This is a genomic window from Nonomuraea sp. NPDC001684 (genome assembly GCF_053596515.1).
In genome coordinates this window covers 1-8,809 of sequence record NZ_JBSFGJ010000391.1, presented here as the reverse complement: position 1 = coordinate 8,809, position 8,809 = coordinate 1, and the positions used below count along the sequence as shown (strand labels likewise).

Sequence of the window (8,809 nt, the reverse complement as noted above, 5' to 3'; positions counted from 1 at the left end):
GGCCGGTCGCCGTTGGCCTCGATGACGCGCTCGGCGTACCCGTCGGCCGCGCCGTCCACGGCGGCGTCCGCGCCGAGGTCGAGGGCGAGCGAGCGTTTGTCCTCGCTGGAGGCGGTGGCGATCACGCGTCCGGCCCCGAACACCTTGGCGAGCTGCACGGCCAGGCTGCCGACGCCGCCCGCGCCGGAGTGGACGACCACGCTCTCGCCCTCCCTGAGCCGCGCCGACGAGCGCAGCAGGTGCCAGGCGGTGAGCCCCTGGACGAGCAGCGCCAGCGCCTCCCCGGCCCGCAGCGAGCCGGGCACGACCACGACGTCGCCCTCGTCCAGGACGGCCCTGGAGGCGTAGCCGTTGGCGGTGAAGCCCATCACCCGCCGCCCCCGGGGATCGAGCCCGACGACCTCGCTGCCGGGGATGTGCGGCAGGCGGTCGGGGGCGGAGTAGTGGCCGGAGATCTGCCGCACGTCGGCGAAGTTCAGCCCCGCGGCCTCGACGTCGACCAGCACCTGGCCCGGCCCCACGACCGGGTCGGGCACCTCGGCCTCTTCGAGCACCTCCGGACCGCCGAAGCGGGTGAACTGGATGGCACGCATGAATCCCCCCATTCCGCGCGATACCCCCCAGCGTAGACGTCAGGCTCCGGAGCCTCCCGGCCGGAGGTGCTCGGCGAGGAAGTCCGCGGTGGCGTCCACGGCCTGCGACACGTACGGCTCGCGGTCGTAGAGGTCGATATGCTGCTTGGCGTCCACCCAGACGAGCCTCTTGGGCTGGTCGAGCCGCCTGAACGCCTCCTCGGCCCCCTCCGGCGGGCAGAACCTGTCGATCACGCCGTGCACGAGCAGGGCGGGCTTCGGCGACAGGAAGTCGGCGCCCATCATGTTGTCCATGGTGATCAGCTCGCGCAGCCCGGCCCGGGTCACCGCGTTCCGCCAGGAGGCGGAGGCCCCGCGCTCGGTGCCGTAGTAGGCGAACGGCTCGTCGCCCGGCATCGCGGCCTCGCCCTCCTCGGCCACGGCGGGCAGGTACTCGACCGGGCCGCCCCGGTCCTGCCGCTCCAGCACGCCGGCGAACCCGGCCAGCGCCGCCTGGTAGTCCATGCCGGACCGCATCGTGTACGGGTTGTTGTAGGCCCCGGCGATGCCCGCGAACGCCCGTACGCGCGGGTCGAAGGCGGCGAACCTCAGCGCGTACCCGGCGCCCAGGCAGATGCCGACCGCGCCGATCAGGTCGCCGTCCACCTCGGGGCGCGACCTCAGCAGAGACACCGCCGCCCGCAGGTCGGCCAGCTTGCCCTGCGGATCCTCGTGCCCGCGCGGCTCGCCGCCGGACTCGCCCCAGTTGCGGTGGTCGAAGGACAGCGTCACGTAGCCGCGCCGGGCCAGCCGTTCGGCGTACAGGCCGGTGACCTGGTCGCGCACCCCGGTGAACGGCCCGGTGAGCACCAGCCCCGGCCAGGGGCCCGTGCCCTCGGGCGTCCGCAGGTCACCGGTCAGGCGCACGCCGTCGGCGGCGAACTCGACTTTCATGGTGACAAGTGTGCGCCAGGCCCGCCGCGGACGGGCCCGGCGCCCCCTCGGAACACCGGATCAGGAGTCGAACCCGAGGCCCATCCTGTCGAGCGTGCGCAGCCACAGGTTGCGCTTGCCCTGATGCTGGTCGGCCTGGGCGATCGACCACCGGGTGAACTGGATCACCCCCGACCGGACCGGCTCGGGCGGGAACGGCACCGGTTTCTCCTTGACCATCCGCAGCTCGGTCCGCTCGGTGGCCTCCCCCGACAGCAGGTCGAGCATCACGTTCGCGCCGAACCTGGTGGCCCCGACGCCCATGCCGGTGTAGCCCACGGCGTAGGCCAGCCGACCGCCGTGCGCCGTGCCGTAGAAGGCGCTGAAGCGGCTGCAGGTGTCGATCACGCCGCCCCAGCGGTGCGTGAAGCGCACCTGGGAGAGCTGCGGGAACGTGGTGGCGAAGTGCTCGGCCAGCTTGACGAACGTCTCGTCGCGCTGCTCGTACTCCGGCTTGACCAGGCCGCCGTTGTAGTAGACCGCGTCGTAGCCGCCCCACAGGATGCGGTTGTCGTCGGTGAGCCGGTAGTAGTGGAACTGGTTGCCCGAGTCGCCGACGCCCTGCCGGTTGTGCCAGCCCACCTCGGCGAGCTGGGCCGCGCTCAGCGGCTCGGTCATCAGGGCGTAGTCGTACACCGGGACGACGAAGTGCTTGAGCCTGCGCAGCAGGGGCGGGAAGACCCCCGTGCCCAGCGCCACCCGGCGGCCCACGACCGACCCGTACGGGGTGCGGAGGGTGATCGTCGTGCCGTCGTCGCGCAGCGAACGCACCGGGCTGCGCTCGAAGACCCGTACGCCGAGCCGCAGGCACGCCTCGCGCAACCCCCAGGCCAGCCGCGCCGGGTCCAGCATGGCGCAGCCGCTGCGTTCCCACAGGCCGCCCAGGTAGGTCGGCGAGTTGACCTCGGCCCGCACCTGCCGCTCGTCCATCGGCACGTAGTCGAGGCCGAGCTCGGAGATCAGGTCCAGGTGTTCGCCCAGCGAGTCGAGCTGCCACGGCTCGGTGGCCACGTGCAGCTCTCCGGTGCGCTCGAAGGAGCAGTCGATGCCGTGCCGCTCCAGCGTGCGCTCGATCTCGTCGAGGTTGTCCACGCCCATGCGTTCCAGGCGGCCGATGTCCTCCGGCCACCGTTCCAGGCCGTTGGCCAGGCCATGGGTGAGGGTCGCCATGCAGAACCCGCCGTTGCGGCCGGTCGCCGCCCAGCCGATCCTGCGCCCTTCGAGCAGGACCACGTCCAGCGAAGGGTCACGTTCCTTGGCCATCAGGGCCGTCCAGAGCCCCGAGAAGCCTCCGCCGACGACGACCAGGTCGGCGTCGGTGTTTCCGATGAGCCGCGCGCGCGGCTCGGGTCTGGCCGGGCTGTCCAGCCAGTACGGCTTGCGCTCCGCGTCAGCCAGCGCCTTCAGCGGATCCACAAATCCCACTTCCCTACGAAAGTCTTAGTTGTTCTTTGTTGATTGCGGGATCCAAAAGCATGATGTGATCACGCGCGGGTTCCCCCCGCCGAAATCCGATCTCGCCTCCCTGTTCTTGGTCGGAATACACCAATCCCCCCGCCGGATCGCGGGGGGAAAGCCTGTTGGAGCAGATCCTAGGCGCGGCGTCTGGCGGCCACGGCGTTCGCCACGGCGATCAGCACACCGATCCCGAAGATGAGCGTACCCATCACGTTGACCTGCGGCGGAATGCCGGTCTTCACCGCACCCACGATCCACAGGGGGAAGGTGACGGTCGAGCCGTTGACGAAGCTCGTCACCACGTAGTCGTCGATCGACAGCGCGAAGGAGAGCATCGCGCCCGCGAGCACGCCCGGCATGATCGAGGGCAGCGTCACCTGCCGGAACGTGCCCCAGGCGGTCGCGCCGAGGTCCTTGGCCGCCTCCTCCAGCGACGGGTCGAGCGTGATGACCCGCGCCCTGACCGTCACCACGACGAAGGAGAGCGAGAACAGCACGTGCGCGACGATGATCGTGTTGCCGTCGCGCGGCACGTTGCCCGAGACGAACAGCGACAGCAGCGAGGCCCCCATCACCAGCTCCGGCGTGGAGATGGCGGCGAAGACCAGGAAGTTCGTGGCGCTGAGGCCGCGGAAGCGGTGCCGGCCGACGGCCAGTCCCAGCATCGTCCCGATGACGACCGTGATGACGGTGCTGACCAGGGCGATCACGATGGAGTTGCGCAGCGCCGTGGTCAGGTCGGAGATCTCGAAGAGCTCGCCGTACCACTTGAGGGTGAAGCCCTGCCAGCTCGTGTTCGACTTGCTCTTCTTGTCGTTGAAGCCGAACAGGATCATGACGGCGATCGGCGACGACAGCCACAGGATGATCAGCCAGGTGTAGACGTGCAGCAGGCGGTCGCCGAACCTGCCCCGCGTGCCCCTGCTCATTGCTCGCTCACCGCTCATCGCGCCGCCGCCTCCAGGACGTTCTCGGTGCCGAGCGCGCGGGCGTAGACGAAGATGCCCACCAGCAGGATCGCCATCAGCGTGAACGACAGCGCCGAGGCGGTCGGGTAGTCGAGGTTGGTCAGGTACTCGGTCTGGATGATGTTGCCGATCATGGTGTTGGCCGTGCCGCCGAGGATCTGCGCGTTGACCGGGTCGGCCGTCGCGGGCACGAACGTCATCAGCACGCCGGCGAAGACGCCGGGCAGCGACAGCGGCAGCACCACCCGGCGGAAGGCCCCGGCGCGGGTGGCGTACAGGTCCTGGGCCGCCTCCACCACCCGCGGGTCCACCCGCTCCAGGGCCACGTAGATCGGCAGGATCATGAACGGCAGGAAGTTGTAGGTGAGCCCGCCCACCACGGCCACGGTCGTGGCCAGCACGTGGAAGCCCTCCGGCAGCAGCCCCCAGCCCTTCAGCGTCCCGAACAGGATGCCGTTGTCGGCCAGCAGGAAGTTCCACGAGATCGTCCGCAGCACGAACGACACGAAGAACGGCAGCAGCAGCAGGAACAGGTACACCGACTTGCGGCTGCCGCCCTTGAAGGCGATCCAGTACGCCACCGGGTACCCGATCACCAGCATGGCCACCGTGGCCAGGCCGCCATACAGGAGCGAGCGCAGCAGCTGGTCGCTGTACCTGCCGAGCGCGTCGGCGTAGTTGGAGAAGCTGAACGTCATCGCGTAGCCGTCGATGGCGTTGCCCGTCTGGAGCGAGACCGACGCCATCGCCACCATGGGCACGACCAGGAAGATCGCCAGCCACAGCCAGCTCGGCAGGGCGAGCAGGTAGGGGGTGAGCCGTTTCATGGCTATGCCTGGGTGATCGACTGGAAGATGGAGTTGAACACCTGCTCCTGCTGGGTGGTCAGCGTGGTGTAGGTGCGCAGCTTGGCGTAGTCGGCCTCCGAGGGGAACATGAGCGGGCTGTCCACCATGTCCTCCAGGGCCTTCTTGTCCTCGCCCTTGGCCGTCTTGGCCTTCTCGCGCAGGAGGTCCTGCACGGCCGGGACCGGGGTGACGAACTGGATGAACTCATCCAGGTCGGCGGCCACCGCGGGCTGGTACAGGTAGTCCATGAGGGTGAGCGCGTCCACGGGGTTGGCCGCGCCCTTGGGGATGAGCATGTTGTCGGTCCAGATCGTGCCGCCCTCCGCCGGCACCACGAACTTGACCGGCTCGCCGGCGAGCTGCCGCTGGAAAATGTCGCCCGACCAGGCCATGCTCAGCCAGACGTCGCCCTTGGAGACCGCGTCGATGTAGCTCTGGTCGTAGTATTTCCGGACGATTCCCGCGTCGCGCTGCTGCTTGAGCTTCTCCCCGGCCTTCTTCCAGTCGGCCTCGGTCGACTTCTCCGGATCGACGCCCAGCGCGAACATCGCGAAGTTGCCGATCTCCTGCGCGTCGGCCATCATCCCGACCCGGCCCTTGTACTTGGGGTCGAACAGGGCCTCGATGCTGGTGATGTCGTCCTTGACGTACTTGGTGTTGTACGCGATGCCGGTCACGCCCGAGGTGTAGGGCATCGTGTACTGGTTGCCCGGGTCGTAGGCGCGTTCCTTGTACTTGTCACCGGCGTTGGCCAGGAAGTTCGGCATCCGGCTGTGGTCGAGCGGCACGATGTAGCCGAGCTCGACCATGTGCTGGAGCTGCACGCCGTTGGTCATCACGATGATGTCGTAGCCGAGCGACTGGCCGGCGCGGAGCACGGGGTCGGCCTTGCCGAAGAACTCCGCGTTCTCCTGGATGACCTCCTTGTACTCCACGGAGATCCCGGTGGTCTGGGTGAACTTCTTCAGCGGGGCCTGGTCCTCGGGCATGTACTCGGGCCAGTTGGCGAAGACGAGCTTGCCGTGCTTGCTCTGCTTGGACCAGTAGTCCTGGACGGCGTCGGCCTTCGGAGGGGCGGCCTTCTGGCCCTGCACGCCACAGGCGGCGAGCGCGAGGCCGGCGGCGGACAGGCCGGTGACACGGAAGAAGTCGCGGCGGGTGCGGGGCTGGGTCATGCCCCTCAGGAGGGCGGGGGTGATCTGGCGGGGGTTCATGGGGTGCTATCAACTTCCAATCACATAAGAGTGCTGCGCCTCCCACGACAGCCACACGGAGTCGCCCCGCTCCGCAGTCGCCGTCGCGTCATGCGCGTTCTGCTCGAACACGGTCATCTCGGCTCCGTCGGCGAGCTGCACCGCGTAGCTGTTGGAGGTGCCCAGGTAGACCATCTCCGTGACGGTCCCGGGGACGGCGCTCAGCCCGGGCCCCGGCTCGTCCGCGCAGATCGTGATCTTCTCGGGGCGGACGGTCACCGTCACGTCGCCCTCGTGGCCCGGCACCAGCACCCGGCCGCCGCCGATCGCCAGCACCCCGCCGGTCACCGTCCCGGTGATCAGGTTGGAGGTGCCGATGAACCCCGCCACGAACGCGGTGGCCGGCCGTTCGTAGATCTCCCGCGGGCTCGCCAGTTGCTCGACCAGCCCGTCGTTCATCACGGCGATCCTGTCGCTCATGGTCAGAGCCTCGTTCTGGTCGTGCGTCACGTACACGAACGTGATGCCGACCTCGCGCTGGATGCGCTTGAGCTCGATCTGCATGGCCTGGCGCAGCTTGAGGTCGAGCGCGCCGAGGGGCTCGTCGAGCAGCAGCGCCCGCGGCCGGTTGACCAGCGCGCGGGCCAGCGCCACGCGCTGCTGCTGGCCGCCGGACATCTCGCGCGGCCGGCGCTTCTCCCGGCCGGTCAGGTCGACGATCTCCAGCATCTCGCCGACCCGCCGCCGGATCTCCTCCGGCGGCGTCTTGCGCTGCTTCAGGCCGAACGCCACGTTGTCCCACACGCTCATGTGCGGGAACAGGGCGTAGGACTGGAAGACCATGTTGACGTCGCGCTTGTTCGGCGGGACGTCGGTGACGTCCTTGCCGTGCAGCCTCACGAGCCCTTTGGTGGGCTCCTCGAAGCCGGCGATCATCCTCATGGTCGTGGTCTTGCCGCATCCGGACGGGCCGAGGAGGGAGAAGAACTCCCCCTCGGCGATGTCCAGCGACACACCCTTGACCGCCTGGACGACCTCGCCGTGCGAGAGGTACTCCTTGACGACGTCCTCAAGCTGAATCGCGGATAGCTCGGTCATGTCCAGGGCTCGTCCTTATTCGCCGATGTAGTGCATGACGTGCTTGACCCTGGTGTAGTCGTGCAGACCGAACACCGACAGGTCCTTGCCGTACCCGGAGTGCTTGAAGCCGCCGTGCGGCATCTCCGAGACGAACGGGATGTGCGTGTTGACCCAGACCACGCCGAAGTCGAGGCGGTTCGACATGCGCATGGCGCGGCCGTGGTCGGAGGTCCACACCGAGCTGGACAGGCCGTACTTGACGTCGTTGGCCTTGGCCAGCGCGTCGGCCTCGTCGGTGAACGTCTGGACGGTGATGACGGGGCCGAAGACCTCGTTCTGCACCATCTCGTCGTCCTGGCGCAGGCCGTCCACGACGGTCGGGGCGAAGAAATAGCCCTTGTCGCCGACGCGGTTGCCGCCGGTGAGCACCTTGGCGTGGCCGGGGACCCGGTCGATGAAGCCCTGGACCCTGGCGAGCTGGTTCTCGTTGTTGAGCGGGCCGTAGAGCGCTTCCTCGTTGCCCAGGTCGCCGGTCACGGTCGCGGCGGCGGCCTCGGTCAGCGCGGCCACGAACTCGTCGTGCACGCTCTCCTGGACGAGCACGCGGCAGGCCGCGGTGCAGTCCTGGCCGGCGTTGTAGAGACCGGCGGTGGCGATGTCGGCGGCGGCCTTGGCGAGGTCCTTGACGTCCTCGAAGACCACGACCGGCGCCTTGCCGCCGAGCTCCAGGTGCACCCGCTTGAGGTCGTCGGCGGCGCTCTTGGCGACCGCCATGCCCGCGCCGACGGACCCGGTGATCGCCACCATGGCGGCGGTCGGGTGGCCCACGACGAGCGCGCCGGTCTCGCGGTCGCCGGTGACGACGTTGAAGACGCCGGGCGGCAGCACCGAGCCGACGATCTCGGCCAGCTTGAGCGTGGAGGCCGGGGTGGTGTCCGACGGCTTGAGGACGATCGTGTTCCCGGCGGCCAGCGCCGGGGCGATCTTCCACACGGCCATCATCATCGGGTAGTTCCAGGGGGTGACCTGGCCGACGACGCCGATGGGCTCGTGCCTGATGACGCTGGTGTGCTCGGCGAGGAACTCCCCGGCCGTGGGCCCCTCCAGGGTGCGCGCGGCGCCGGCGAAGAAGCGGAAGTGGTCGGCCGCTACCGGCGTCTCGTCCTCGGCCATGCGGGCGCGCGGCTTGCCGGTGTTGAGGCACTCGGCCTCGTTGATCTCGTCGGCCCGGGCGTCGATCGCGTCGGCGACCTTGAGCAGCAGGTTCGCCCGCTCACCGGGGGTGGTCCGACCCCACGACTCGAACGCGACGGCCGCCGCGGCGTAGGCCGCGTCGACGTCCTCGACGCCGGAGATCGGGGCCTGAAGGTAGGCCTCTCCCGTGCAAGGGTCGATGATGTCGGAGAACCGGCCGCTCTGGGCGTCCACGAACTCACCGTTGATGAAGTTCTGCAGACGGGTGGTCAATGCACGACCTCCTCGTTGAGGTGGCTGAGATGCCGCGACTCTTACAGAGCAGATGCATCTGGACAAGGGATTTCGTGGTGAAGATATCAAATTGCTACGAATTCGCTTGACACACCGCCAAGAACTGACAACATAGCTGACCGTCCTGCTCGCCGAGGGCCACCTTTTGATCGAGGACGTGCCGGGGGTCGGCAAGACGATGCTCGCCAAGGCTCTGGCGCGGTCCATCG

Annotated in this window: 8 protein-coding genes and 1 pseudogene; 1 reads left to right on the top strand and 8 read right to left on the bottom strand. The window is 68.9% G+C overall.

Annotated elements, in window-relative coordinates; all coding sequences use genetic code 11:
• From ACWCSD_RS40885 to ACWCSD_RS40850, 8 genes are all read right to left on the bottom strand, one after another.
• Nucleotides 1-593: quinone oxidoreductase family protein (locus ACWCSD_RS40885; RefSeq protein WP_449922954.1), on the bottom strand; the 593-nt coding region annotated here is incomplete at its 3' end.
• A 39-nt stretch (nt 594-632) separates the two neighbouring features.
• The gene (locus ACWCSD_RS40880; protein ID WP_449922951.1) at nt 633-1,526 is read right to left on the bottom strand and encodes an alpha/beta hydrolase; all 894 of its coding nucleotides are present in this window, start codon (nt 1,524-1,526) and stop codon (nt 633-635) included.
• Between the two features lie 60 nt (nt 1,527-1,586).
• Nucleotides 1,587-2,981 (bottom strand): NAD(P)/FAD-dependent oxidoreductase, encoded by a 1,395-nt coding sequence (locus tag ACWCSD_RS40875; RefSeq protein ID WP_358283821.1) that lies wholly within the window; start codon nt 2,979-2,981, stop codon nt 1,587-1,589.
• A gap of 176 nt (nt 2,982-3,157) precedes the next feature.
• The gene (locus ACWCSD_RS40870) at nt 3,158-3,952 is read right to left on the bottom strand and encodes an ABC transporter permease (RefSeq protein WP_358283819.1); all 795 of its coding nucleotides are present in this window, start codon (nt 3,950-3,952) and stop codon (nt 3,158-3,160) included.
• Between the two features lie 14 nt (nt 3,953-3,966).
• Entirely contained in the window at nt 3,967-4,818 is an 852-nt protein-coding gene (locus tag ACWCSD_RS40865; protein ID WP_358283817.1) for an ABC transporter permease, read from the bottom strand.
• Between the two features lie 2 nt (nt 4,819-4,820).
• Nucleotides 4,821-6,014 (bottom strand): polyamine ABC transporter substrate-binding protein, encoded by a 1,194-nt coding sequence (locus ACWCSD_RS40860; protein ID WP_449922946.1) that lies wholly within the window; start codon nt 6,012-6,014, stop codon nt 4,821-4,823.
• 48 nt (nt 6,015-6,062) lie between these two features.
• Complete coding sequence (locus tag ACWCSD_RS40855) at nt 6,063-7,130, bottom strand: ABC transporter ATP-binding protein (protein WP_358283813.1); 1,068 nt, start codon at nt 7,128-7,130, stop codon at nt 6,063-6,065.
• Between the two features lie 15 nt (nt 7,131-7,145).
• Complete coding sequence (locus ACWCSD_RS40850) at nt 7,146-8,579, bottom strand: gamma-aminobutyraldehyde dehydrogenase (protein WP_449922942.1); 1,434 nt, start codon at nt 8,577-8,579, stop codon at nt 7,146-7,148.
• Between the two features lie 136 nt (nt 8,580-8,715).
• Between ACWCSD_RS40850 and ACWCSD_RS40845 the strand changes: the two are divergent.
• Nucleotides 8,716-8,809: pseudogene (locus tag ACWCSD_RS40845) on the top strand (AAA family ATPase); the annotation flags it as partial.

Excerpts from the sequence above, each read along its gene's own strand:
- ACWCSD_RS40880 (WP_449922951.1), bottom strand. The coding sequence starts at position 1,526 with ATGAAAGTCGAGTTCGCCGCCGACGGCGTGCGCCTGACCGGTGACCTG.
- ACWCSD_RS40870 (WP_358283819.1), bottom strand. The coding sequence starts at position 3,952 with ATGAGCAGGGGCACGCGGGGCAGGTTCGGCGACCGCCTGCTGCACGTC.
- ACWCSD_RS40865 (WP_358283817.1), bottom strand. The coding sequence starts at position 4,818 with ATGAAACGGCTCACCCCCTACCTGCTCGCCCTGCCGAGCTGGCTGTGG.
- ACWCSD_RS40860 (WP_449922946.1), bottom strand. The coding sequence starts at position 6,014 with ATGACCCAGCCCCGCACCCGCCGCGACTTCTTCCGTGTCACCGGCCTG.
- ACWCSD_RS40855 (WP_358283813.1), bottom strand. The coding sequence starts at position 7,130 with ATGACCGAGCTATCCGCGATTCAGCTTGAGGACGTCGTCAAGGAGTAC.